The sequence below is a fragment of the Streptomyces sp. NPDC047886 genome, from assembly GCF_043204435.1.
GTDB lineage: Bacteria > Actinomycetota > Actinomycetes > Streptomycetales > Streptomycetaceae > Streptomyces.
Genome location: NZ_JBIDCF010000007.1, coordinates 320,450 through 344,737, shown reverse-complemented (window position 1 = coordinate 344,737; position 24,288 = coordinate 320,450). Strand labels below are relative to the sequence as shown.

The 24,288-nt window shown below is 72.8% G+C and carries 22 protein-coding genes; 14 read left to right on the top strand and 8 right to left on the bottom strand.

All coding sequences use genetic code 11. The features are described from left to right. Positions 1–33 precede the first annotated feature (33 nt). Positions 34–756, top strand: coding sequence for a pyridoxamine 5'-phosphate oxidase (gene pdxH, locus ACGF5U_RS24350; RefSeq protein WP_392718263.1), 723 nt, complete (start codon positions 34–36; stop codon positions 754–756). A gap of 383 nt (positions 757–1,139) precedes the next feature. Further along, on the top strand, positions 1,140–2,543 hold the full coding sequence (locus tag ACGF5U_RS24345; protein ID WP_392718204.1) for a PAS domain-containing protein: 1,404 nt from the start codon (positions 1,140–1,142) through the stop codon (positions 2,541–2,543). Between the two features lie 192 nt (positions 2,544–2,735). Here the strand turns inward: ACGF5U_RS24345 and ACGF5U_RS24340 are convergent, their stop codons facing one another. Then, positions 2,736–3,491, bottom strand: coding sequence for an SIS domain-containing protein (locus tag ACGF5U_RS24340; RefSeq protein WP_392718206.1), 756 nt, complete (start codon positions 3,489–3,491; stop codon positions 2,736–2,738). 159 nt (positions 3,492–3,650) lie between these two features. Between ACGF5U_RS24340 and ACGF5U_RS24335 the strand changes: the two genes are divergently transcribed. Continuing rightward, positions 3,651–4,343 (top strand): metal-dependent transcriptional regulator, encoded by a 693-nt coding sequence (locus tag ACGF5U_RS24335; protein ID WP_392718208.1) that lies wholly within the window; start codon positions 3,651–3,653, stop codon positions 4,341–4,343. Positions 4,344–5,161: 818 nt separating this feature from the next. Beyond that, on the top strand, positions 5,162–6,049 hold the full coding sequence (locus tag ACGF5U_RS24330; RefSeq protein ID WP_392718210.1) for an alpha/beta fold hydrolase: 888 nt from the start codon (positions 5,162–5,164) through the stop codon (positions 6,047–6,049). Between the two features lie 79 nt (positions 6,050–6,128). On the opposite strand, the gene ACGF5U_RS24325 is transcribed toward ACGF5U_RS24330, so the two are convergent. The 3 genes from ACGF5U_RS24325 to ACGF5U_RS24315 all read right to left on the bottom strand — a co-directional run bounded on the left by ACGF5U_RS24325 (position 6,129) and on the right by ACGF5U_RS24315 (position 9,501). Next, complete coding sequence (locus tag ACGF5U_RS24325; protein WP_392718265.1) at positions 6,129–7,811, bottom strand: transporter; 1,683 nt, start codon at positions 7,809–7,811, stop codon at positions 6,129–6,131. A gap of 98 nt (positions 7,812–7,909) precedes the next feature. Continuing rightward, the gene (locus tag ACGF5U_RS24320) at positions 7,910–8,722 is read right to left on the bottom strand and encodes an ABC transporter ATP-binding protein (protein ID WP_392718212.1); all 813 of its coding nucleotides are present in this window, start codon (positions 8,720–8,722) and stop codon (positions 7,910–7,912) included. Positions 8,723–8,814: 92 nt separating this feature from the next. Beyond that, the gene (locus ACGF5U_RS24315; protein ID WP_392718214.1) at positions 8,815–9,501 is read right to left on the bottom strand and encodes a bifunctional DNA primase/polymerase; all 687 of its coding nucleotides are present in this window, start codon (positions 9,499–9,501) and stop codon (positions 8,815–8,817) included. 278 nt (positions 9,502–9,779) lie between these two features. Here ACGF5U_RS24315 and ACGF5U_RS24310 point away from each other — a divergent pair, with 278 nt between their 5' ends. From ACGF5U_RS24310 to ACGF5U_RS24300, 3 genes are all read left to right on the top strand, one after another. Further along, a complete protein-coding gene (locus ACGF5U_RS24310; RefSeq protein WP_392718216.1) occupies positions 9,780–11,162 on the top strand; it encodes a transcriptional regulator in 1,383 nt (460 codons plus the stop codon). A gap of 115 nt (positions 11,163–11,277) precedes the next feature. Continuing rightward, positions 11,278–12,534, top strand: a complete 1,257-nt coding sequence (locus ACGF5U_RS24305; protein ID WP_392718218.1) for a hypothetical protein — start codon at positions 11,278–11,280, stop codon at positions 12,532–12,534. 519 nt (positions 12,535–13,053) lie between these two features. Next, positions 13,054–13,194 (top strand): hypothetical protein, encoded by a 141-nt coding sequence (locus ACGF5U_RS24300; RefSeq protein WP_392718220.1) that lies wholly within the window; start codon positions 13,054–13,056, stop codon positions 13,192–13,194. A 24-nt stretch (positions 13,195–13,218) separates the two neighbouring features. Here ACGF5U_RS24300 and ACGF5U_RS24295 read toward each other — a convergent pair whose 3' ends face one another. Beyond that, positions 13,219–14,490, bottom strand: a complete 1,272-nt coding sequence (locus ACGF5U_RS24295; protein WP_392718267.1) for an ABC transporter substrate-binding protein — start codon at positions 14,488–14,490, stop codon at positions 13,219–13,221. Between the two features lie 238 nt (positions 14,491–14,728). Between ACGF5U_RS24295 and ACGF5U_RS24290 the strand changes: the two genes are divergently transcribed. The 3 genes from ACGF5U_RS24290 (at position 14,729) to ACGF5U_RS24280 (ending at position 16,635) form a co-directional block, all read left to right on the top strand. Next, positions 14,729–15,175 carry a hypothetical protein gene (locus ACGF5U_RS24290; RefSeq protein ID WP_392718269.1) on the top strand — a complete coding sequence of 149 codons (447 nt, stop codon included), beginning with the start codon at positions 14,729–14,731 and terminating at the stop codon, positions 15,173–15,175. A 46-nt stretch (positions 15,176–15,221) separates the two neighbouring features. Then, positions 15,222–16,073: a formyltetrahydrofolate deformylase gene (gene purU / locus ACGF5U_RS24285; protein WP_392718222.1), complete on the top strand. Its 852-nt coding sequence runs from the start codon at positions 15,222–15,224 to the stop codon at positions 16,071–16,073. A gap of 259 nt (positions 16,074–16,332) precedes the next feature. Beyond that, entirely contained in the window at positions 16,333–16,635 is a 303-nt protein-coding gene (locus ACGF5U_RS24280) for a hypothetical protein (protein ID WP_392718224.1), read from the top strand. 389 nt (positions 16,636–17,024) lie between these two features. On the opposite strand, the gene ACGF5U_RS24275 is transcribed toward ACGF5U_RS24280, so the two are convergent. Together ACGF5U_RS24275 and ACGF5U_RS24270 are read right to left on the bottom strand one after the other, a co-directional pair. Then, on the bottom strand, positions 17,025–18,359 hold the full coding sequence (locus tag ACGF5U_RS24275; protein ID WP_392718226.1) for a zf-HC2 domain-containing protein: 1,335 nt from the start codon (positions 18,357–18,359) through the stop codon (positions 17,025–17,027). Then, positions 18,356–18,940, bottom strand: a complete 585-nt coding sequence (locus tag ACGF5U_RS24270) for an RNA polymerase sigma factor (RefSeq protein ID WP_392718228.1) — start codon at positions 18,938–18,940, stop codon at positions 18,356–18,358. Before ACGF5U_RS24270 ends, ACGF5U_RS24275 begins: the two co-directional genes overlap by 4 nt. Before the next feature lie 273 nt (positions 18,941–19,213). Here ACGF5U_RS24270 and ACGF5U_RS24265 point away from each other — a divergent pair, with 273 nt between their 5' ends. Together ACGF5U_RS24265 and ACGF5U_RS24260 are read left to right on the top strand one after the other, a co-directional pair. Beyond that, entirely contained in the window at positions 19,214–19,624 is a 411-nt protein-coding gene (locus tag ACGF5U_RS24265; protein WP_392718230.1) for an STAS domain-containing protein, read from the top strand. A gap of 80 nt (positions 19,625–19,704) precedes the next feature. Next, positions 19,705–20,217, top strand: coding sequence for an EF-hand domain-containing protein (locus tag ACGF5U_RS24260; protein WP_392718232.1), 513 nt, complete (start codon positions 19,705–19,707; stop codon positions 20,215–20,217). Here ACGF5U_RS24260 and ACGF5U_RS24255 read toward each other — a convergent pair. After that, positions 20,199–21,800, bottom strand: a complete 1,602-nt coding sequence (locus ACGF5U_RS24255; RefSeq protein ID WP_392718234.1) for a class I adenylate-forming enzyme family protein — start codon at positions 21,798–21,800, stop codon at positions 20,199–20,201. The genes ACGF5U_RS24260 and ACGF5U_RS24255 overlap by 19 nt on opposite strands. Positions 21,801–21,962: 162 nt before the next feature. Here ACGF5U_RS24255 and ACGF5U_RS24250 point away from each other — a divergent pair, with 162 nt between their 5' ends. Next, entirely contained in the window at positions 21,963–23,153 is a 1,191-nt protein-coding gene (locus tag ACGF5U_RS24250) for an amidohydrolase family protein (protein WP_392718236.1), read from the top strand. Further along, positions 23,153–24,286, top strand: a complete 1,134-nt coding sequence (locus ACGF5U_RS24245) for an acyl-CoA dehydrogenase family protein (protein WP_392718238.1) — start codon at positions 23,153–23,155, stop codon at positions 24,284–24,286. Before ACGF5U_RS24250 ends, ACGF5U_RS24245 begins: the two co-directional genes overlap by 1 nt. Positions 24,287–24,288 lie beyond the last annotated feature (2 nt).

Sequence of the window (24,288 nt, the reverse complement as noted above, 5' to 3'; positions counted from 1 at the left end):
GCGGTGCCGGGCAGACTCAACCGCTACGGCAGGATGGTTCGTGTGACCGACGCCCTCGACTCAGCCCGGAGTCCTCACCTCGATCCGCACCTCGATCCCTCGCTGGATCCGACGCTCGATCCGGCCCCGATGCGCGAGCAGTATCACACCGCCGAGCTTTCCGAGGCGGACCTCGCGGGGCATCCGATGGAGCAGTTCGTCCGCTGGTTCAAGGACGCGGCGAACAGCGACGCGATCCACGAGCCGAACGCCATGGTGGTGTCGACGGCCACGCCCGACGGCCGTCCCTCGTCCCGCACGGTGCTGCTGAAGCACTACGACGAGCGGGGCTTCGTCTTCTACACGAACTACGACTCCCGCAAGGGCGTCGAGCTGGCGGCCAATCCGCACGTCGGGCTGCTCTTCCCGTGGCATCCGATCGCCCGGCAGGTGGTCGTCACCGGCACTGCGTGCCGCGTGGTCCGGGAGGAGACCGAGGCGTACTTCCACAGCCGGCCGCACGGCTCGCAGCTGGGCGCGTGGGCGAGCGAGCAGTCCTCCGTCATCGCCTCGCGCGGGGAACTGCTGGCGCGGTACGAGGAGCTGGCGGCACGCCACCCGGAGGGGGAGCCGGTGCCGGTGCCGCCGCACTGGGGCGGGTTCCTGGTCGTGCCGGACGCGGTGGAGTTCTGGCAGGGGCACGAGAACCGGCTGCACGACCGGCTGAGGTACGTCCGCGAGGGCGAGACGTGGCGGGTGGAACGCCTGGCGCCGTAGAGGCCCGCGCGAGAACCGACGGGCGAAAGCCCGCAGGACCACGAAAGACCCCGGGCACGCAGAAGCCCGCGGGCTCTGCTCTCTCCTGCTAGCCGGAGAGGTCGGCCGGATGTGCCGACGAGCCCGCGGGCCGGTGACTGCTGGGTGTACGGCAGGAGGCCTGCCGTCATGTGACGACAGGCCTCAGCCCGCGGTCACCTCACGCATCCGAAAAGAAATCACTTCCGGATCACCTCCTTTCTCGTGTGCTCGCCACCCTAGGAACCGGGTGCGGACCGGTTCAACCGAATTTCGGGAACCCCGTGTGTCCTGCGTCACGTTCCAGTTGAATGGCCGGGCACGTGCGGATGCGCGTGCGTACACGTCTCGCAGGGGGTGCCGGGATGAGTGCGTCCAGAAGCGGAACGGCCAGAGCGGCGGACCCCGGACGCGGCCAGGAACAGGGAGGCCAGGAGCAGGAGCAGGAGCAGGAGCAGGCGCGGGGGCAGGGCGGCGCGGGGGCGGATCTGCTGGCGGCGCTGCTCGACGGCATGGACACCGCCCTGTGCGCGTTCGACGCCGACGGGGTGGTCACGCACTGGAACCGGGAGGCCGAGCGGGTTCTCGGCTGGTCGGCCGACGAGGCGGTGGGGCGGCGCGGTCTGGCCGGGTGGGCGGTCCTGGAGGCGGACGCGTCCGACGTACAGGACCGGCTGATGGCGGTGATGCGGGCGCCGGGCCGCGAGGTGCACGAGTGCGCCCTGCTGCGCAAGGACGGCGGCAGGGTCCTCGTACGGATCCAGGCGGCCGGGGTGCGGGGCGCGGACGGCGCGCCCGCCGGGGTGTACTGCGCGTTCGGCGAGGTGCACGCGCAGATCGACCTGGAGCGGTCCATCGCGCTGAGCGAGGCGCTGTTCGACGACGCGCCGTGGGGCGTCGTCCTGGTGGACGTGGACCTGCGGCCGGCCGTCGTGAACGCGCACGCGGCGAAGGCGCTGGGCTCCGGCCGTACGGCGCTGCTGGGCCGCCCCATCGGAGAACTCGTCGCGCAGGGGGCGGAGGAGCTGGAGGCGGCGCTCCAGCACGTGCTGGCGGACGGCGCCCCGCGCACACCGGCCGAGCACTGGGTGACGGTGCGCGGCGGGGACGGGGAGCGGCGCCGCTGCTGGCGTTCCGGGTTCCTGCGGCTCGCGTCGCCGCTCGCGCAGCAGCCGGTGCCGCTGGGAGTCGGCTGGCTGTTCCAGGACGTGACGGACGCCCGGCTCGCGGAGCAGGAGGCGGACCGGCTGCGGTTCCGCACGAGCCAGCTGCACCGGGCGGGCGGTGCGGCCGCCGAGTGCGAGGACCCGGTGGACGCGGCGCTGACGTACCTGGACTTCGCGCTCGCCGGGTTCGCCGACCACGCGCTGGTCGACCTCGTACGGGAGGACGACCGGCTGGCGCGGCTCGCCGCGACCCCGTCGGACGCGCCGGGCCCGGTCGCCCGTGCTGCGGCGGCCGGGCTTCCTGTGCCGTACCCGGTCGACCACCCGGCGCTGCGGGCGGTCGACCGGAACGGACCGGTGCGGGCCAGCGCGTGGGCGTCGGGCCCGGCGGAGGCGTGGGCGGCCGAGCGCCGGTGGCCCCGGGACGCGGCGCACGCGCTGTGCGTGGTGCTCCGCAGCCGCGCCCGGACGCTCGGGGTGGTCACGTTCCTCCGGTCGGCCTCGCGCCCGGCCTTCGAGCGCCCGGACGCGGTGTACGCGGAGAGCGTCGCGGTGCGGGTGGCGGCGTCCCTGGACCTGGCGCCCCGCCCCTGGACCCCCTGAGCACACGTACGGATCTCGCGGCGGCGCTCCCCGGGGCCCCGCCCTGGCCCCGGACCCCGGCCCCTGGCCCCGGCCCCGGACCCCTGCCCCGGACCCCGGCCCCCGGCCCCGGACCCCGGAACCGGACCCGTCCGGACCGGCGTCGGGCGGCGAACCGGACCCGGCCCGGACCGGAGTCGGGCGGCGAGGGCGCTAGCGCCGGTAGAAGATCCGGTCCGCGTTCTCCGCCATGACGCGGCCGTTCCACTCGTGGCCGCCGTCGACGTTGCCGGAGCGCAGCAGTGGGGGCTCGACGCCGCGGCGGACCAGTTCCTCGGCGGCTGCGGCCATCGTCGCCTGCATGAGGGCGCTGGTCACGACGGTCGACGCGGGCGCGAACGGCGCCTCGATCCCCTCGTGAGTGAGCTCCGCGTCCCCGACCGCGATCTTGGAGTCCAGCACGATGTCGCAGTGGTCCTTCAGGAAGGTGCCCGACACGTGCCGGGACCTGGTCTCGTCGGCGTACGCGGTCGAGGTGACCCCGATGACGGTCAGGCCGAGCGCGCGGGCGTTCATGGCCATCTCGACGGGCAGCGCGTTGCGCCCGGACAGCGAGACGATGATCAGTACGTCGCCGGACCGCGCGGGCGAGGAGTCGAGGACGGCGCCCGCGAGCCCGTCGACCCGCTCCAGCGCGGACCCCAGCGTCGCGGGCATCACGTCGACGCCGACCACACCCGGTACGGCCAGCAGGTTCATCACCGCGAACCCGCCCGCCCGGTAGACGACGTCCTGCGCGGCGAGCGACGAGTGCCCGGCGCCGAAGGCGAACAGGCGGCCCCCGGCGGCGACGGTGTCGGCGACGGCCGCACCGGCGGCGGCGATGTGGTCGGCCTCCTCGTCCCTGACCCGCTGGAGCAGACCGATCGCGGCTTCGAAGAACCGACCGGCCAGCGTGCTGTCGCCCATGGCGGAAGCTCCTTGTCGTCGTGTCGCGGATCACGTTGCGGTCTGGACCATTGCTCTGTCAATACCGGGCATCGCCGTACGAGACACGGTTGTCACCGGGATGCGCAAGAATTGAGACAGGGCCAGCGCACATTGAATGTCACGCATCGAGGGGCACGTATGTCCGGACTGATCGACACCACGGAGATGTATCTCCGCACCATCCTCGAGCTGGAAGAGGAGGGTGTAGTGCCCATGCGCGCCCGCATCGCCGAGCGGCTCGACCAGAGCGGGCCGACCGTGAGCCAGACGGTCGCGCGCATGGAACGCGACGGTCTGGTGACCGTCGCGGGCGACCGACACCTGGAGCTGACCGAGGAGGGCCGTCGCCTGGCCACCCGCGTCATGCGCAAGCACCGGCTCGCCGAGTGCCTGCTCGTGGACGTGATCGGTCTGGAGTGGGAGCAGGTGCACGCCGAGGCGTGCCGCTGGGAGCACGTGATGAGCGAGGCGGTGGAGCGCCGCGTGCTGGAGCTGCTGCGCCACCCCACCGAGTCGCCGTACGGCAACCCGATCCCGGGTCTGGAGGAGCTGGGCGAGAAGGCGGAGGCCGATCCGTTCCTGGACGAGGGCATGGTCTCGCTGGCCGAGCTGGACGCGGGCGCCGAGGGCAAGACCGTCGTGGTCCGCCGGATCGGCGAGCCCATCCAGACGGACGCGCAGCTCATGTACACGCTGCGCCGCGCGGGGGTGCAGCCGGGTTCCGTGGTGAGCGTCACGGAGTCGCCCGGCGGTGTGCTGGTCGGCAGCAGCGGCGAGGCCGCGGAGCTGGGTGCGGAGGTCGCCTCGCACGTCTTCGTCGCCAAGCGCTGACCCACGACACGACCGGGAACAAGCGGGAACAACCGGGAAGACCGGCGGAAGCGGTTCCGCACGACCGCACCACCGCGCAACCGCGCAACCGTACGGACCGCACCACCGCACGGACCGCACGACCGCCCAACCGCACGGACCGCCCAACCGCACCACCGCGCAACCGCACCACCGCACGGACCGTACGGACCGCGCGACCGCACCAGCGCACCACCGCCCAACCGCACGGACCGCGCGACCGCACCAGCGCACCACCGGGGGCCCGTGACCACGGGTCCCCCGGGGCGGCTGCCGCAGGCGCTGAAGCGACGACCCGCCGACCCCGGTTCGCCGACCCGGCGTGAGGGGGCGTCAACACGCGTTCCGTAACGCGCTTTCGGGTGGAATGGCAGCGCGCGGGCGCCGCGCGTGCCAGTCTTGGGCTCAGGCATATGTCGTGAGTGCGTGAGCCGGGGCCCGGGGGGCCGGGGTCCGGGGAGGGAGCAGCGCGATGCCTCCGCCGTCCGCCATGCGAACAGGAAGGGCGCCCCGCACCCCTGGAGCGCCCTGTTCCCGTGGAGAGCCCCGGCGTCGTACGACGCCGGGGCCTCACCTCCCCTATGTCGACCCGGAGCCCCGAGCTCTCAGGGTCGTTCCCCTCGGACCGTTGTCCCCGAGCGGTCCGCCTCCCGCTGAAGATCTCCCCTCGGCGGCGGACGCCAATCCTTGAGCAGGGTCACTCGAACGAGCGGTGTTGTCGGCAGGAACCCCGTTTTCGAATGCGAGTTCGATACTCTGGCGGTGCTTGCCCGACGGGACAGAAGGGGGTGCCAGGACACATGGTGCGACGCATCGACCTGACCGGAGCCGACGGCGTACGCCTCGCGGCCTGGGAGTTCGCCGACCCGCCCAAACGGGCCGGGCGCGGCGACACCGACCCCGCGCCCGGGGTCTTACTGCTCCATGGACTGATGGGCCGCGCCGGCCACTGGGCGACGACCGCCCGCTGGCTCGCCGAGCGCCATCGAGCGGTCGCCCTCGACCAGCGCGGCCACGGCCGCAGCGACAAGCCCGCCGACGGCCCCTACACCCGCGAGGCGTACGTCGCGGACGCGGCCGCCGCCGTCGAACAGCTCGGTCTGGGCCCCGTCACCCTCGTCGGCCACTCCATGGGCGCCCTCACCGCCTGGCAGCTCGCCGCCGAACGGCCGGACCTGGTCCGCGCCCTGGTCATCTGCGACATGCGCGCCTCCGCACTGGGCGCCGCGTCCCAGCGGGAGTGGGAGGACTGGTTCCGGGCCTGGCCCGTGCCGTTCGCCACGCTCGCCGACGTACGCAAGTGGTTCGGCGAGGACGACCCGTGGGTGGAGCGTCCGAACCCGGCACGCGGCGAGTTCTTCGCGGAGGTGATGACCGAGCGGGGTGACGGCTGGCGGCCGGTCTTCTCCCGCCGCCAGATGCTCGTCTCCCGCGAGACCTGGGTCCATGACGCCCACTGGGACTCGCTCGCCCAGGTCCGCTGCCCCACCCTCGTCGTACGGGGGCTCGACGGCGAGCTGGGGCGGGCCGAGGCCCAGGAGATGGTCCGGGTCCTGCCGTACGGGCAGTACGCGGAAGTGGCGGACGCCGGCCACTTCGTCCACTACGACCAGCCGGACGGCTGGCGCACCGCCATCGAACCCTTCCTGGAGGAGACGGCCGGCCACCCCGCGGCCGCGCCCCACTGACACCCCGCGGCCACGCCCCACCGACACCCCGCGGCCACGCCTCACCGACCCGCCGCGTCAGGCCCCTGGCCCGTCGCCCTCAGGCCTTGCTGACCGCCGCCAGGATCTCCGGCAGCCGTCCCACCGTCCGCGCGGCGGCCCACCGCAGCCCGGCCCACGTCATCAGGGCACCCCACGAGGCGCCCAGCGGCAGCAGCAGCCACTGACCCGACGGGCTGTCCGACACATACGTCCAGACCGTCAGCGCGATCAGCGGCGCGCACAGCAGCGCCGCACCGAGCAGGCCGCCCATCATCGACATCCACGCCAGCGCACCCTGCCCCGGAGCCGCGCTCTTGTACGCGCTGTCCTGGGGGATCGAGTACGGGAAGTACGCCGAGGCCAGCGCCCCCATGCCCAGCATCGCGCCGAGCGCGCCGAACGACAGGCCCAGCGCGTCCGGCAGCGCCCGCCAGTCACCCAGCACCGCCGCCGTCACCACCGTCACCGCCGTCACATACGGCAGCGTGACCAGCAGCAGGGCCAACGCCCGCGCCCGCAGCTCCTCGTACGCGTCCCGCTTCGACGACACCGTCATCGCGACCATCCAGAACGCCGAGGTGTCCTGGCCGAACTGGTTGTACATCAGCGTGCCGAGCATGCCGGCCGCGAAGCACGCCCAGTAGAGCGAGCCCGTGCCCTGCACGGCGTTGAACAGCGGGATGATCGCACCGAGCGCGAGCCCCGTCACCCAGCCCGCCTTGGTCTTCGGGTCCCGCCAGCCGTAGCGCAAGGTGCGCTGCATGACCGCGCCCGTACGGCCCTCCGGCAGGAGCCGTCCCAGGCCCGACGCCTTCCCGCGCGCCGCGTCACGGCGACCCGTGCCGGCCGCCGCGACCGTCGAACCGTCCGGCGTCGTCATCAACTTCGTCAGGGCGCGCTGCCACACCCACAGCAGCGCCACCAGCGCGGCCACCGACAGCAGCAGCTGGACGACCGCCACCCCGTACGCGCCGTCGCCCGCCGAGTCCACCGCGCCGATCGCCGACGCCGGCGGGATCCACCGCACGACCTCCGCCACCGGCTCGAGCCGCGACAGCCCGCCCGCCTGACCCAGGCGCTGCGCGCCGAAGTTGACGAACTGGATGCCCACCGCGACCACCAGGCCGCTCAGCAGCGCCAGGTCCCGTCCCTTGCGCGAGGTCAGCAGCCGGATGTTCGCCGCCGCCACCGCCCGCGCCAGCGCCACGCACACCAACAACGTCAGCGGTACGGCGACCACGGCGACGACCGTCGCGAACGCCCCGTGCGCCACGGAGATACCGGCACCCACCGCCAGGCACAGCGTGTACAGCGGCCCTATGCCCACCAGCGACGCCACGAGCAACGCCCGTACCAGCGGCGCCGGCCGCAACGGCAGCATCACCAGCCGTGTCGGGTCGAGCGTCTCGTCACCGCTCGGGAAGAACAGCGGCAACACCGCCCACCCCAGGGCCACCACACCCACCAGGAGCACCACGACCGTCGCCGCGTGCCCACTGCCCCGCAGGAGCACCAGGCCCAGCAGCTGCCCCGCCGCGAACAGCAGCGTGAACACCATGGAGGTGATGAACACGGCGGCCCGGCCCGACGACTGCCGCAGCCCGTTGCGCAGCAGCGACAGCTTGAGCCGTACGAACACCGGAGTCAGCGACACGTCCCCGATCGCGGCCCCACCGCGAGGAGCACCCCCACCGCGAGGAGCACCCCCACCGTCGGCGCCCGTCCCACCGCCGGAGACCATCCCGCCCCCGGAGACAGCTCCACCGCCGGAGACAGCTCCACCCCCGGAGACCACTCCGCCGCCGGTGACCGCCCCGCCGGGCATCCCCGTCCCGCCGCTCATCGGGCACCGCCCAGCCAGTCCAGGGACTCGCCCGTGTCCCGGCCCTGCGCGCCGACCAACTGGAGGAACGCGCTCTGCAGCGTCGGCGCGTCGCCCCGTACCTCGGCCAGCGTGCCCTGCGCCCTGATCCGGCCCGCGGCCATCACCGCGACCCAGTCGCACAGCGACTCCACCAGCTCCATCACATGGCTGGAGAAGACCACCGTCGCGCCGGACGCCGTGTACCGCTCCAGCACGCCGCGGATCGTCTGCGCCGACACCGGGTCGACGCCCTCGAACGGCTCGTCCAGGAACAGCACCTCGGGGTTGTGCAGCAGCGCGGCCGCCAGCCCGATCTTCTTCCGCATACCGGTCGAGTAGTCGATCACCAGCTTGTGCTGCGAACCCGCCAGGTCCAGCACGTCCAGCAGCTGCGTCGCCCGCTTGTCGACCTCGGCGCCCGGCAGCCCCCGCAGCCGGCCCGTGTACGCGAGCAGCTCACGCCCCGACAGCCGCTCGAACAGCCGCAGCCCCTCCGGCAGCACCCCGATCCTGGCCTTCACCGCGGCCGGGTCCCGCCACACGTCATGACCGGCGACCTCGATCCGCCCCTGGTCCGGGCGGAGCAGCCCCGTCACCATCGACAGGGTCGTCGTCTTGCCGGCGCCGTTCGGGCCGACCAGACCGATGAACTTGCCCGAAGGCAGCACCAGATCGATGCCCGCGACCGCGATCTGTTCGCCGAAGCGCTTCCACAGCCCCTCGACACGAACGGCGGGCGGCGCCGCCACCGGCACTCCACCCGCCACGTCAACTGTCTGGTCCGGCATGGTCACTGCCTTTCGAAGTCCCCGTACGAACGGGAACAGCCTACGAACCCGCCGGTAGGGTCGCAGGTGGTGGTTCCGGCAGTCTGCGCCGGTCAGCGTTGCCGGGCGCGCGCCGCAGCCGCCTCCCGGCCGCAGGCGTACGCCAGCGGACTGATCAGCTCCTCGGCGTCCGGGAGCCAGCGGTTCGCCGGGGTCGGCCGCCGTGCCCACTGCACCGCGCCGTGCCCGCCGACCCGGGTGGGCGGCGCCGCGACGTACTGCCCCTCGCCGCGCGCCACCAGGTCGATCCCGGTCGGCGCCCAGCCCAGCTTGCGGATCAGATCCGCCACCTTCACGGCGGCGCCCGGCAGGACGAAGAACATCATGCGCCGGTTGGGGGTACAGGTCACCGGGCCCAGCGTCAGGTCCATCCGCTCCATCCGCGCCAGCGCCAGGAAGCCCGCCGACTCGGGCACGTCCAGCGCGTCGAAGGTACGACCGGTCGGCAGCAGGATCGACGCCTTCGGCTGTTTCGACCACAGGCGGCGGGCCGCGACGGCGCTGCCCGTCGCCTGGGTCGCCCAGTCCGGCCTGGCCGGGTGGGCGCCGGGCGCCGGACACGCGGTGTCCCCGCAGGAGCACCGCTCCGTCCCGTCGACGGCCTCCAGCCAGGTGCCGGGGAACACGTCCCAGTGCCGCTCTTCCGCGTACCGCACGGCGCTGTCCAGCAGCTGCCCACCTCGCTGCTTGGGGATCTGTGCGGCTTCCGTGACTCCGATGGTCTCTTCCACGGTGAACACAACTCCTGTACCCACCAGGGGTTACGGGGCGCGGGAGCGGAGGCATCGGAGCATCGATTCGGCATGCGGGGCGCATCGATGCACGGGCGGGGGCGCGCGAGGGGCCCGGGAGCCATGGACGGGTAGCCACTGTCGGGGAGGTCGTCAATGCGGCAGTCTCGCCGCATTGCGCGATATTGCACGATGTCTCGGTATTGCAGCGTGAAGTTCTGCATTCTCCGTATATCAGCCGGGCAGTGATCAGGACGACTGATCACCGCGGCACACAGGGGGTAGTCATGGCAGCGAGGCCGCTCGTCGCCCGTCAGCCGAACGAACGGTTGCAGGCTCTCATCCAGGAAGCGGGGTGTTCCAACGCCGGACTCGCCCGCCGCGTCAACATGGTCGGTTCGGAACGCGGGCTCGACCTGCGGTACGACAAGACCTCGGTGGCCCGCTGGCTGCGCGGGCAGCAGCCGCGCGGCCGGGCCCCGGGCATCATCGCCGAGGCCCTCGGCCGGAAGCTGGGGCGCACGGTCACGATCGACGAGATCGGGATGGCGAACGGCAAGAACCTGGCGTCGGGCGTGGGGCTCCAGTTCTCTCCGACCGTGCTGGGCGCCATCGAGCAGGTCTGCGAGCTGTGGCGCAGCGACGTCGGCCGGCGGGACTTCCTGTCCGGCTCTGCGGTGGCCGCATCGGCCCTGGTCGAGCCCAGCAGGGACTGGCTGATCACCGGCCCGGACCCGCAGGTGGCGCGGTCGGCGGGAGCCAGGGTCGGACTGTCGGACGTCCAGGCGGTACGGGCCATGACGGACGCGCTCGTCGACCTGGACCACCGGTTCGGCAGCGGCCATGTGCGGCCGGTCGTCGTGCACTACCTGAACAGCGTGGTGTCGGGGCTGCTGTCCGGCTCGTACCGCGACGCAGTGGGCCGCCAACTGTTCGCGGCAGTCGCCCGTTTGACGGAACTCGCGGGGTACATGGCCGTGGACACCGGCCAACCCGGCCTCGCACAGCGGTACTACATCCAGGCGCTGCGGCTCGCGCAGGCCGCCGGGGACCGGGCGTACGGCGGGTACGTGCTCGCGGCGTCCATGAGCCATCTGGCGGCGCAGCTCGGAAACCCGCGCGAGATCGCCCAGTTGGCGCGGGCGGCGCAGGAGGGCGCACGGGGGCATGTCACCCCGCGCGCGGAGGCGATGTTCCTGGCGGCCGAGGCGCGGGGACACGCCCTGCTCGGGGACGCCCGCACCTGCCAGGAGGTGGCGGGGCGGGCGCTGGCCGCGATGGAGCGGGTGGACACGGGCTCCGGCGACGATCCGGTGTGGATCGCCCACTTCGACCACGCGTACCTCGCCGACGAACTGGCCCACTGCCACCGGGACCTGGGGCACGCGCAGGCCGCGGCACGGGCGGCGGCGGACGCGGTGAACGGCCACCCCGAGACCCGGGCGCGACGCCGGGCGATCGGCCTCGTCCTGCTGGCCACGGCGCAGGTCCAGCAGCGCGAGGTGGAGCAGGCGTGCCACACCGGCACGCGCGCCGCCGAACTGCTCGCCACGCTGCGGTCGTCGCGGGGCACCGAGTACCTGGAGGACCTCCAGCAGCGCCTGGAGCCCTTCGGTGACGAGCCGTCGGTCCGCGAGTTCACCGCCCGCCTGGAGCTGCAGGCGGCCTGACAACACCCCGCGTCCGTCGGGGATCTTGTAACGGGGGACACACTCGTGTGCGCGTGCGGGGATACACCCGGTAGCGTGAGCCGACGCTTCCGTAGGTTCACACGTAGGAGTCCCGGTGACGCAGAGCGGACAGGGCCACGAGGGCCAGCCATGGGGCGGGTCCTCGGGTCACCCCTGGGGGCCGCCGCCCGAGCAGTACCCGCAGTCCGGGCAGTACGGAGCCGCCCAGCCGCTGCCGCCGGAGGCCCCGCCCGGCACGTTCCCGGGCGCGGCGCCCGGTGACGCGGACGCCACGCAGTACCTGCCGCCGGTCGCCGGGGGCGTCGGACCCGTGCCGCCGTCCGAGAACCCGGCGGAGTCGACCCAGTTCCTCGGCACCGGCTTCGGCGCCCAGCCGCAGTACCCGGCGCCCGCCGCCGGAGGGGACGCGGAGGCGACCCAGTACCTGCCGCCGGTGGCGGCACAGTCGTACGGAGCGCAGCAGCCGCCACAGCCGCAGCATCAGCAGCCGCAGCAGCCGGAGCGCACGGGTCCCCCCGCGGAGTTCGACAACCTGTTCCGCGACGACCCGGCCGGGGCGACCCAGCACCTGCCCCGGTACGCGGCCACGCCCCACCAGGCCCCGCCGCCGCAGTACCCCTCGTACCAGCAGCAGCCCCCGGCCTACCACCGGCAGGCCCCGCAGCGGGAGCAGTACGACCAGCAGCCGCCGTACGACCCGTACGAGCCCTACGACGAGCCGGCGCGCCGCAGGGGCAAGGGCGCGCTGATCGCGGCCGTCGTCGTCGGCTGCGCGGTCGTCGGACTGGGCGCCGGCGCGCTGATGAGCGGCGACAAGGAGAAGGCGGACGACAAGACGGGCATCGCCGCCGCCTCGACGCCCACGGCCGTCGCTCCCAGCACGCCCGCCGAGGACCCGGCGAAGGGCCAGGCCGAGGCGCTCGACAAGCTGCTCGCCGACAGCGGCAGCAGCCGTGCCGCCGTGATCCGCGCCGTCGACGACATCAAGAAGTGCCGCCAGCTGGACCGGGCCACCGAGGACCTGCGCGAGGCGGCGCGCCAGCGCCGCGGCCTGGTCACCAGCCTCAAGGGCCTGCAGGTCGACAAGCTGCCCGACAACGCGGCGCTGACCGCCGCGCTGACCAAGGCGTGGCAGGCGTCGGCGTCCGCCGACGACCACTACGCGGCGTGGGCGGAACAGGTCAAGGGCAAGAAGGGCTGCAAGGACGGCAAGGCGCGCTACACGAGCCGCACCGCCCAGGCGAACCGGGCCAGTGGTGAGGCGACCACCGCGAAGCAGCAGGCGGCGGGCATGTGGAACCGCATCGCGACGACGTACGGGCTGACGCAGCGCCAACCGTCACAGCTGTGACCCTCGGCACCTCAGCTCCGGCCATGTCCCCAGCCCTGTCCCTGTCTCCATCCCCAGCCCTGTCTCTGTTCCCCAGCCCTATTCCCAGCCCCAGCCCCAGCCCAGCATCGGTCCAGTCCCCGCTTTGACGAGCCACCGCCGGCCCTCGTCCCCCAGCGGCGCCCGCTGACCGGTCGCCGCCCGGCCACCCCCGTCCCCCGGCCGGCCCGCGCACGCGCCCTCCGCGTGCCGGGCGCGGCTGCGCGCACTCGTCACCGCCCGCGGCCCTGTACGTCGACGCCGGAGAGCCGGGTCACGCGGCGATCGCCCGTGCCTGCGCCCTGCTCGCCGCCGCCGAGAGCCCCGAGAAGGGCGGGGACGGAGCCGAAGCGAAGACCGCCGCGCTGACGGCCGCCACGCGTCCATGGTCCGGCTGCACGAGACGACACCCGACCTCCCTCCGGACCAGGAGGCCCGCCTGCTGCGGCTGCGGGCGACCGTGCTCGGCATGCGGCCGAGTGCGTCCGCCTCGCGGGTGCCGTGGAGGGCATCTACCTCGAACGCCCCGCTCCCGCCCTCACCCGCCTCGACGCGGCGATCGCCCGTCTGACCGCACTGGGCCACACCGAGGAGACCGAGCCGCTGACCTCCCTGGCGGCCCGGCTGCGCGACGAGGAGTGACGCGGCGGATCCGCCGGACAGGCCCTACGCGCGCGGGACGTCCCGCAGCGTGGGGCCGACGTCCACGAAGCCGTCCTTCTGGGCGACGAGGCGTCCCTTGCGTACGACCTGGAAGGTCACGTCGCGGTTGACGATCCGGGGGTAGCCGGGGGTGCCGAGCATGTCTTCGTAGGTCCAGCGCAGCGGGGGCGTGAGGCCGCCGGTGTCGACCCGCACGCCCCGGTTGAGGGCGTAGCTGATCTTCAGCGCGGTGATGTCGTCGTCGCCGAGCGCCTCCACCACCTGCCGGAGCACGGTGTAGGCGATCCAGGTGGTCTGGACGCCGGCGTCGGCGGGGTCGATGCGGTTGTCGCCGAAGGCGTGTTCCTGGATGACCTGCTTCATGGCGGCCCAGCGGGGGTCGCCCGCGTCCGGGTACCAGCCGGTGATGTAGGCGCCCTCGAAGGGCCCCGACGCGCCGCCGGTGCGGTCGACCAGCATCTGGTCGACGCTGCCGAGGACCGAGGACACCTTGATGTCCTTCCCGTCGGAGGGCAGGCGCCGGAACGAGTCGAAGAAGTGCGCGGTCCGCTCGCCGAGGGCGGCGGCGACGCAGCCGCCCTCCTCCCCGGCCCGGTTGCGGGACTGGCGGGCCGCCGCCGCGTACTCGCCGGCGTCCTCGGCGGCCGGGATGTCGGTCGCGGTGCGCTGACTGCGCCGGGTGAGGCCGGTGTTGAGGAGCTGCGGGAGGTAGTCGCCGCTGAGGGTGTCGGGCCGGACCAGCGAGACCCGCTCGCAGGAGTCCGCGAGCTGCATGCCGTGGCCGGCGAGCAGGGCGACCTGGCCGCCGTTGACGGGGTAGGAGAGGTAGCTGGTGAACTCGTCGTCGGTGATGCCGTAGCCGCCGATGTACGGGATGTTCGCCGCCTCCAGCGGTGCCATGAACTCACGGCCGTGCTGGCTGTACGAGCCGACGACCGCGACGACGTCCTCCTTGACCGCCCGTCGGGCGCAGGCGGCCGCGCCGGTGGCGGTGTTGCCTTCGTTGCAGGTGAGGACGCGCAGTTCATGGCCGTTGAGGCCGCCCCGGGAGTTCGCCCAGCGGGCGTATGCCTCCGCCATGGCGGGCATTCCCGGCATATTGGTCGCTTTGGTGTCTTCTGGGGCCCAGGTCATCACAGTGATGGGCTCCCTGGAGCCCCCCGTGGCTCCAGGGAGTGCCCCGCAGCCGACGAGGACGGCTGCCGCGGCGAGTGCCGTCACGGCCCTGGTCAGGGGAAGGGAAGAAGTGATTCGTCGCCTGCCGTTACCGGTCATGGGCATGCACAATTCCGCCTCATGGGTAACACGGCAGTGAGGTCGGTTCAACGCTCGGTGACGCACAGGTGAATTGCGGGCGCCGATCGGCACGTACGGTGGGGGCCGTACGATCGAAGCGTGTCAGCCTCCCGCGCGGCACGTGCGGCAATAGCTCGTCGGGGCCGACTCCGCAAGGACCGACCCCACAAGGTGAACACAGATGAACTCTTCCCGTCGCGGCCGTCGCTCCTCCACCATGGGCGGCATGCCGCTGAACGACATGCCGTGGTGGCGCTGGCGCACCAACGTGCGCTCGGCGCTGCACATGCTCTCCGACCCGCACTTCCACCAGGAGTGCTGGCTCGCGGGCGCCGAGGGGTACGGGGACGTCACCGACGCCGTGTACCGGCTCGTCGAGGACACCTGGCTGGACAACTGGTCCGCCGAGAAGTACGTCGGGACGATATTCCGCGACTCCGGCGAGGCCGCGCTCGTCGACGTCGCCGTCCTGCGGGTGCTGCGGATCATGCACCAGGTCGGCCCCGACGCGCCCGTCTCCGCCTACCTGGGCCACCACGGGTGGCCCGAGGCCGTACGGGCCGCCCGCGAGGCGCACGTCCGCCTCTCCGCCAACGACGGCGACGACCCCGACGAGCCGCCGCGCCCCCTGGACGTCATCCGGATCATGACGGGGTCCGCCTGACGGACGTGCGCACCGGTGACCGCCGCCGATATGGCATCCTGCGAGGATGACCGACCAGTATGTCCTCACGCTCTCCTGCCCGGATAAAAAGGGCATTGTGCACGCGGTGTCGAGTTACCTCTTCATCACCGGTTGCAACATCGAGGACAGCCAGCAGTTCGGAGACCGCGACACCGGTCTCTTCTTCATGCGGGTCCACTTCTCCGCCGACGCCCCGGTGACCGTGGAGAAGCTCCGGGCCAGCTTCGCCGCCGTCGGCGACTCCTTCGAGATGGACTGGCAGATCCACCTCGCCGAGGAGCGCATGCGCGTGGTGCTGATGGTCTCCAAGTTCGGCCACTGCCTGAACGACCTGCTGTTCCGCACCAGGATCGGCGCGCTGCCCGTCGACATCGTGGCGGTCGTGTCGAACCACACGGACTTCGCGGAACTGGTCGCCTCGTACGACATCCCGTTCCACCACATCCCGGTCACCAAGGACACCAAGGCGCAGGCCGAGGCGCAGCTCCTCGACCTGGTCCGCTCCGAGAACGTGGAACTGGTCGTACTGGCCCGCTACATGCAGGTCCTCTCGGACGACCTGTGCAAGCAGCTCAGCGGCCGGATCATCAACATCCACCACTCGTTCCTGCCGAGCTTCAAGGGCGCCAAGCCCTACCACCAGGCCCACGACCGGGGCGTGAAGCTGATCGGCGCGACGGCCCACTACGTGACGGCCGACCTCGACGAGGGCCCGATCATCGAGCAGGAGGTCGAGCGCGTCGGCCACGGGGTGACCCCGGAACAGCTCGTCGCCATCGGCCGGGACGTCGAGTGCCAGGCGCTGGCCCGCGCCGTCAAATGGCACGCGGAACGCCGGATCCTCCTGAACGGCCGCCGCACGGTCGTCTTCGCGTAGGACTTTCCGGCCACGTCACCCCCCATGTGGGTGGCCCGGAACCCGTCACCGTGCGATGCGGGCGGAGGCCGGAAACCCGCCAGCCCCGGCCGCTCGCGGCAGGTCGCACGGTGCCGGAAACCGACGGTCCCGCAGCGCGGTTCACGCCACGTACGCCATCCCCCGGCACAACCGGTCGCCGGGAGGCCAGGCTGTTCCCGGGTGCCGTCACGCGAACTTCGCGGCGCTCTCCCGTACACGGCGAAAGGGAGACACGTCCATGAGCATGGTCCAGTCCGGCAAGGTGAACCTCCGCTCCGACCACGCCACGGAGACCAGGGGCGGGCAGACGAGCACGTTCACCCGCATCGACTTCCCGACCCCGTTCCCGCCCGGCTCCGACGTCATCGTCCAGACGACGGTGCAGACCTTCAACGGCCCCCAGACGCCAGGTGTCCGCCTGCACGACGTGGACACGACCGGGTTCCTGATCCGGATGAACGAGGTCTACAGCACGACCACCGGCACGAGCGACGGCAAGCACGCGGAAGAGGTCATCGGCTGGACCGCGTACACGGTCTGACCGCCGCACCGCCTTCGAGGCGCCACCCCACCGGGCAGGGGTGGCGCCTGCGCCATGGGCGACGCGGAGGGGGTGTGGAGGGTCGCCCCCGCAGGGGATCGGCGGCCCGGAATCGGCTCCCCGACCGGAAGCCGAGGCCGCCGGCCCCGAGGAGGTGAGCCCGTAACACCCCCGACCACCCACCGGCCGAAGCGCACAGACGCACACCTCACCCACCGACCGCCCTCACCACCCACCACCCACCGCCACCGCCCCCACCCGCCGCCCTCACCACCCACCGCCACCGCCCCCACCCACCGCCCTCACTCCCGCCACCGCCTCCACCCGCCCACCGCCGCAAGCGAGCGACCGGTCCGCAGCGACTGGGGGGAGGGGGAACCCGGCGGGGGTTACAGGCGGCTCAGGGACGCGGCGGCGAAGAGGACGTCGCGGATGGCCTCGCGGTCGCCGTCCTGGCCCACCGCCGCTTCCTCCGGGGAGACGCGGCCCGCCACGAGCTGGCAGAACTCGACGCCGTCCATGGCGACCTGGGCCACCGCCTGCTCCCGGGAACCCACAGCGGCGGGTGAGTCCAGCGCGATGTACCAGTGGCCGCCGCCCGAGCCCTCGACCTCCAGGTGCAGGGAGCGTCCCGGCGCTCCGGCCGTGACGAGGTGCCGGGCCGGGGCGGCCAGCCCGGCACGGCGGCGGTCGGCGAGCGCGGCGGGCAGCAGCCGCGCTGCAAGATCGATCATGCCGTGCAGATGCGCACCGCAGGGCGGCTCGTACGGGTAGTCCACGGCCGTCGCGATGTCGTCCGCGTGCACCCAGCACTCGAAGGCCCGGTCGAGCAGCGCGTCCCGCAGCGGCAGCGCGAAGTCCCCGTACGGCACGGACAGCTCGGCGACACCCGGCCCGGCGAAGGACACGGTGCGTACCAGCGTGTGGCTCTGCGCGCGCCAGGGCTCGCGGACGGCGCGCGTGAGCGGCTGGTCGGCGTGCGCGTGCCGCCAGTACGCCTCGGTGCGGCCGGCCGGTTCCAGCGGAGCGGCGGCGGACCGGCCGGCGGCCTCCGGTGTGAGCGGGTCGTCCAGGCCGAGGGCGGAGGCGACGAGGCCGTCCACCGCGAGCAGATGGCCGATGACGCCCGCCACGGTCGTCCGCCGGGTGACGCGCTCCTCGCACGCGAACCACTTGAGGCGCACCGGCGCGTGCCATTCCGCTTCGTCGATGTCACGGAGCAGGGCGTCGAGCCGGGCGGTCTCGGCGTCGTACGGGCCGGCCCACGTCGGCACCGGGATACGGGCGGGGCGGCGGCCCAGGCAGTTCTCCAGCACCTTGGAGCGGAGCAGCGGGTCGAGGTCCAGGTCGCGTTCGCTGTGCAGCAGGCCGACGGCGTCGCGCAGCCGGAGCGCCTCGTCCGCGCAGGGCGCGCACTCGGTGAGGTGGGCTTCGACGGCGGCGGTCTCCTCGGCGGAGCACGCGGTCAGCGCCCACGCGCCGAGCAGCGATGTGAGCACGCGGTGCGGCAGCTCGGGCACGCGCTGCTCCTCCTGCGCCGGTGCCTCGGCGTTGGAGGCGGCGGGGGCCGGTGGGAGTGTGGCCGGCGGGGTGCCGTGGTCGTCGGCCGCGTACCTCGGTCCCGGTATGCGCGGCACGCCCCGCACCTCATCGCGTCCGTCACGTCCGTCACGTCCGTCACGTCCGCCACGTCCGTCGCGGCCGCCGCCGAAAGGGCCGGTCATCGCGCGGGTCCGTATCCGGGCGGCGACGCTCCTTCGACGGGGCGGGTGTTCGCGGTGGAGAGCAGCTGCAGCCCGAGCCGCAGCCTGCGCCGGGCCTCGTCCTCGGTGACGCCGAGGCAGGCGGCGGTCTGGCGGTAGTCACGGCGCTCGAAGTACGCCAGCTCCAACGCCTTGCGCAGGGGCGCGGGCATGGAGGTGACGATGTAGTCGGCGCGGGCGGCGACGGCCGCGCGGCGCACCTTCTGCTCCAGTTCCTCCGCCGAGCCGCCGCCGCGCTCGGCGATGGCCAGCGTCTCCGTCTGGCGCAGCCGGTGCACGGCCTGGCGGCGGGTCAGCCGGGCGATCCAGGCCCGAAGGGAACCTTCCTGCTTGGGGTCGTACGCGTCGGGGTTCTCCCACACGTACCCGAACACCTCGCGGGTGACCTGGTCGGCCGCGTCCTCGTCGTCGAGCACCCGGTGCGCGGTGTTGTGGACGAGCGAGGCGAACCTGTCGTAGAGCTCTCCGAGTGCGGCGGCCTCCCCGCGCGCCAGCCGCTGCTGCATCCTGCGGTCCCAGCGCGGTGGTGTGTCCTTCGCCATCCGAAGCCCTCCCGGCCCTCCCGGCCACGCCAGCCCTGCCGGCCGTCCCGGCCCTCCCGACACTCTCGCGACCCGAACACTCTCGACCCGTTCTTTTCGAATGTAGTGCGCACTCCCGCCGACGCGCCTCCTTTACGGCAAGGGCGCCTCTGTTCCGGCCGCTGATGGTAAGGAAAACGTCACACTGCGCCGGATGTGTTTCAGCGCTGCCCGGTGGGGCAGCCGCGTCGGGGAGGCACGCCTTGTGCACCAGTTCGATGAAAGGTACGGCGCGTGACGCTGAGTGTGGACACAGCCGAGCAGGGCGCCTGGACCGTGCTGCGCGTCAGCGGCGAACTGGATCTGGTGTCGTCCCCGGCCGTGCGCCAGCGGGTGCACGACGCCGTCGCGGTCGGCCGCCACGACATCGTGCTGGACCTGTCGCGGGTCCTGTTCTGCGACTCCAGCGGGGTGGGGGTGCTGATCGCGTCGCGCAGGCTGCTGCGCTCCTGCGGGGGCAGGCTGCGGCTGATCCTGCCCGTGCAGGGGGCCGAGGGCGTCCCGCAGTCGGAGTGGAGCCGTGAACTGGCCGCGGGGGCGCACGTCAACCGGGTGCTGGCCGCGCTCGGCGTACGGCGGCTGTTCGAGGTGTACGCGGACGTGGCGTCGGCCACCGCCGACGAAGCGCGACCGCTGTCCGCCTGACTCACTGGCTGACGCGCCGGCGCGACCGCTGTCCGCGTGACACCTCCCGCGCGGTGCCGTCCGCGTCGTACCCTCCGGGCATGGACGCAGAGGAGTTGTACCAGCGCCGGATCGCTTCCCGGTTCACCGTCCTCGACCAGGAGGGCAGCGGCTACATCTCGCGTGAGGACTTCAGTACGGCGGCTCGCCGGCTGCTCGCCGAGTTCGGTACGCCGTACCGCTCCGACAAGGGGCAGGCGCTGTCGGGCGGGGCGGAGGCGTTCTGGCAGGGCCTGGCCGGGATCGCCGACGTGGACGGCGACCAGCGGGTGTCGCGGACCGAGTTCGTGAACGGCGCGCTGAAACGGCTGCGGGACAACCCGGAGCGGTTCGCCGAGATCGCCCGGCCGTTCGTGCGCGCGGTGCTCCGTGTCGCGGACGTGGACGGTGACGGGCGGGCGGAGACGACCGGGGTGGAGCGGGCGCTGGCCGTGCTCGGGGTCGAGCCGCATGCCGCAGCCCTGGTGGCCGAGTCGCTGGACACGGACGGTACGGGGCGGGTCGCGGAGGAGGAGGCGGTCGCCGCCTTCGCCCGCTATTTCATGGTGCCGTAGCGCTCGCGCAGCTTGTACTTGAGGACTTTGCGCAGCGTCTCGTTCCTGGGCAGGGCCTCGACGGTCTCCAGCTGTTCCGGCAGCTTGTGCACGGCGAGGCCCTCGGCCCGCAGGTGGGCGGTGACGGTCTCCAGGGTGAGCTCCTGGTACGTCCCGCCCGCCCCGGCCCGCACCTCGACGACCGCGCAGACGCGTTCGCCGCGTTCGCTGTCGGGCAGTCCGATGACGGCGGCGTCCCGTACGGCCGGGTGCCGGTGCAGCAGGTCCTCGATCTCTTTGGCTGAAATGTTCTCCCCCTTGCGGATGATGACGTCCTTGCGCCGACCGGTGATCACCAGGTGCCCGGACGCGGTGAGGTGTCCGAGGTCGCCCGTGCGCAGGAACCCGTCGGCGTCGAACGCCTCGGCGGTCTGCGCCGGATCGAGGTAGCCCTGGCAGACGGCTTCGCCGCGCAGCCGGATCTCGCCGTCCACGACGCGTATCTCCATCCCCTCGGGCGGCCGGCCCTCGGTCTCGGCGAGCTGCTCCGCCGTGTCGTCAGGGGAGCCCATGGTGATCATCGGGACCTCGGTCATGCCGTAGCCGTGGGTGAGCGCGCAGCCGAGTTCCCGTACGACCGCGTGGTACAGCTCGGGGGGTTTGGGGGCGCCGCCCCCGGCGAGCAGCCGGAGCGTGGGCACGATCCGCTCGCCGGGGGGCAGTTCGCGCTGCGCGGCGAGGAACATCGAGTAGAAGGCCGTGGACCCGCCCGCCGTGGTGACCCCGTGCGCCCGGTACGTGTCGAGCGCGCCGGGCAGCGCGAACGTCTCGAACAGGACGGCCGGAAAGCCGTACAGCAGCAGCATGACGAGGTAGTCGAGCCCGCCGATGTGCGCGAAGGGGAACGCGATGGAGCCGACGTCGTCGGGGGTGAGCCGCAGCGCGTGGGCGAGGCAGGAGCCGCCCGCGATCAGTGAGCGGTCGGTGTGCAGGACGCCCTTGGGGTCGGACGTGGTGCCGGACGTCCAGTAGATCCAGCGGACGTCCGTCCCGGCGGCGGGCGGCGCGGGCAGGACGGCCGGGTCGTCGTCGGGCAGCCGGTCGTACGCCGTGAAGACGCCGTGCGCGCCGAGGCGGCGGGCCATGGCGGTGTGGTCGAAGCCCCGCCACTCGCCGGGTACGGCGAAGAACGCCGCCTTCGACTCGCGGAGGGCGAAGCCGACCTCGCGGTCCCGGTAGAAGGGGATGACGGGGCTCTGCACGGCGCCGACGCGGGCGAGCGCCACGGTGAGGACCACCGTCTCGACGCGGGTGGGGAGCTGCCAGGCGACCACACTGCCCGGCCGTACGCCCATCCGCCACAGCCCGGCCGCCGTGCGCTCGGCACGGTCGCGGAGTGCGCCGAAGGTGAGGACGCGGTCGCCCTGGATGAGGGCGCGGCGCCCCGGGGTGAGCGCGGCACGGCGCTCGACGAGCTCCCACAGGGTGGGGGAGGCGCCCAGGGCGTACGCGGCGCGCAGGCTGTCCGTGGTGTCCGTGCTGTCGGCGCTGTCGGTGGCTTCTGGGGTGTCCGTGGCTCCCGGGTCCGGTGCGGTGTCCGGCATCGGTCGTTCCTCCCACTCGTACGACCCTCATCTGACGATGCGTCAGTCGGTGTGCGGAGCGTAGGGCGGACCGCCTTGTCGGTCCAGGGGCGCGCGGCTAGCCTGAGAAATCTGACGAGCCATCAGAAAAGTGGCCGGCGACCTCGGGAGGGGCGGCGCACCATGACAGACCTGCCGCGGATCATCAGCGTGGACGACCATGTGATCGAGCCCGCCCATCTCTTCGAGACCTGGCTCCCGGCGAAGTACCGGGACCGGGGGCCGAAGCCGCTCACCGCCGGGATCGGCGAGTTGGAGTACGTCGGCGGGAAGTACCGGATCACGATGGACCCCGACGGGCCGCCGACGGACTGGTGGATCTACGAGGACCTCCGCTTCCCGTACAAGCGCGTCATCGCTGCGGTGGGTTTCTCCCGGGACGAGATGACCCTGGAGGGGATCACGCGTGAGGAGATGCGGCGGGGGTGCTGGGATCCGAAGGCGCGGCTGGCGGACATGGATCTGAACCATGTGGAGGCGAGCCTGTGTTTTCCGACGTTTCCGCGGTTCTGCGGGCAGACGTTCGCGGAGGCGCGGGACAAGGAGGTGGGTCTGGCGTGTGTGCGGGCGTACAACGACTGGATGGTGGAGGAGTGGTGCGGTGACAGCGGTGGCCGGCTGATCCCGCTGTGCCTGATTCCGCTGTGGGACATCGGTCTGGCCGTGGCGGAGGTCCGGCGCAACGCGGCGCGGGGGGTGCGGGCGGTGACGTTCTCCGAGATCCCCACGTACCTGGGTCTGCCGTCGATCCACTGCGGGTACTGGGACCCGTTCTTCGCGGTGTGCGAGGAGACGGGGACGGTGGTGAACATGCACATCGGGTCGTCGTCGCAGATGCCGGCCGCGTCCCCGGACGCCCCTCCGGCGGTGCAGGCGTCGCTGTCGTTCAACAACGCCATGGCGTCGATGATGGACTTCCTCTTCTCCGGTGTGCTGGTGCGCTTCCCCCGGCTGAAGCTGGCCTACAGCGAGGGGCAGATGGGCTGGATCCCGTACGCGCTGGAGCGGGCGGACGACGTGTGGGAGGAGCACCGGGCGTGGGGCGGGGTGAAGGACCTGATCCCCGAGCCGCCGTCGACGTACTACTACCGGCAGATGTTCTGCTGCTTCTTCCGCGACAAGCACGGCATCGACGCCATCGACGTCGTCGGCCGCGACAACGCCACCTTCGAGACCGACTACCCCCACGTCGACTCCACCTTCCCCCACACCAGGCAGGTCGCCCTCGACCACGTCCAGGGCCTCGACACCGAGACCACCTACAAACTCATGCGCGGCAACGCCATCCGCATGCTCGGCCTGGACCTCGACTGATGGACCTGGCGTACACGGCCGACGAGGAGGAGTTCCGCGCCGGGCTGCGCGAGTGGCTCGCGGCGGTCCTGCCCGCCCTCCCGCCGAAGCCCGACCCCGTCGACTGGCCGGCCCGCCGCGCCTACGACACCGCCTGGCAGCGCACGCTGTACGACGCGGGGTACGGGAACGTGCACTGGGACGCTCCGCCGACACAGCGGCTGATCTTCCTGGAGGAGACCGAACGCGCCGGGGCGCCCTATGTCGGCGCCAACTTCGTGGGCCTCCTCCACGCGGGCCCCACCATCGCGGCCGAGGGCACCCCCGCCCAGCGGGACCGGTGGCTGGCGCCGATCCTGCGCGGCGACGAGGTGTGGTGCCAGGGCTTCAGCGAACCCGAGGCGGGCTCCGACCTGGCGTCCCTGCGGACCAGGGCCGTCCGCGACGGCGACACGTACGTCGTCACCGGACACAAGATCTGGACCTCCCACGCCGAGGTCGCCGACTGGTGCGAACTCCTCGTCCGCACCGACCCCGAAGCGCCCCGGCACCGGGGCATCAGCTGGCTGGCGCTGCCCATGGACGCGCCGGGTGTGACGGTACGGCCGCTGCGCACGCTCGCGGGTTCCGCCGAGTTCGCCGAGGTGTTCCTCGACGAGGTGCGGGTGCCGGTCGGGCACCGGGTCGGTGCCGAGAACGACGGCTGGCGGGTCACCATGGTCACCCTCTCCTACGAGCGGGGCACCGCCTTCGCCGGCGAGGTCGTCGCCTGCCGCCGCACCCTCGCCGCGCTCGCGCGGGCCGCCCGCTCCGACGGGCGCTGGGACGACGCCGTGCTGCGCCGCAGGCTCGGCCGGCTGAACGCCGAGTTCCGGGCACTGTGGCGGCTGGTCCAGTGGAACGTCAGCGAGGCCGAGGCCACCGGCGGGCCGCCCGGGACCGGCGGGTCCGTCTTCAAGCTCCGCTACTCGCACGCCCGCCAGGAGCTGTACGACACGGCGGCCGACGTGCTGGGGCCCGACGCCCTCGACCTGGACCGGGAGTGGGTACGTGACCGGCTGTCGTCCCTGGCGTACACCATCGCCGCCGGTACGTCGCAGATCCAGCGGAACATCGTCGCCGAGCGCGTACTCGGCCTGCCGAAGGGCCGGTGAGG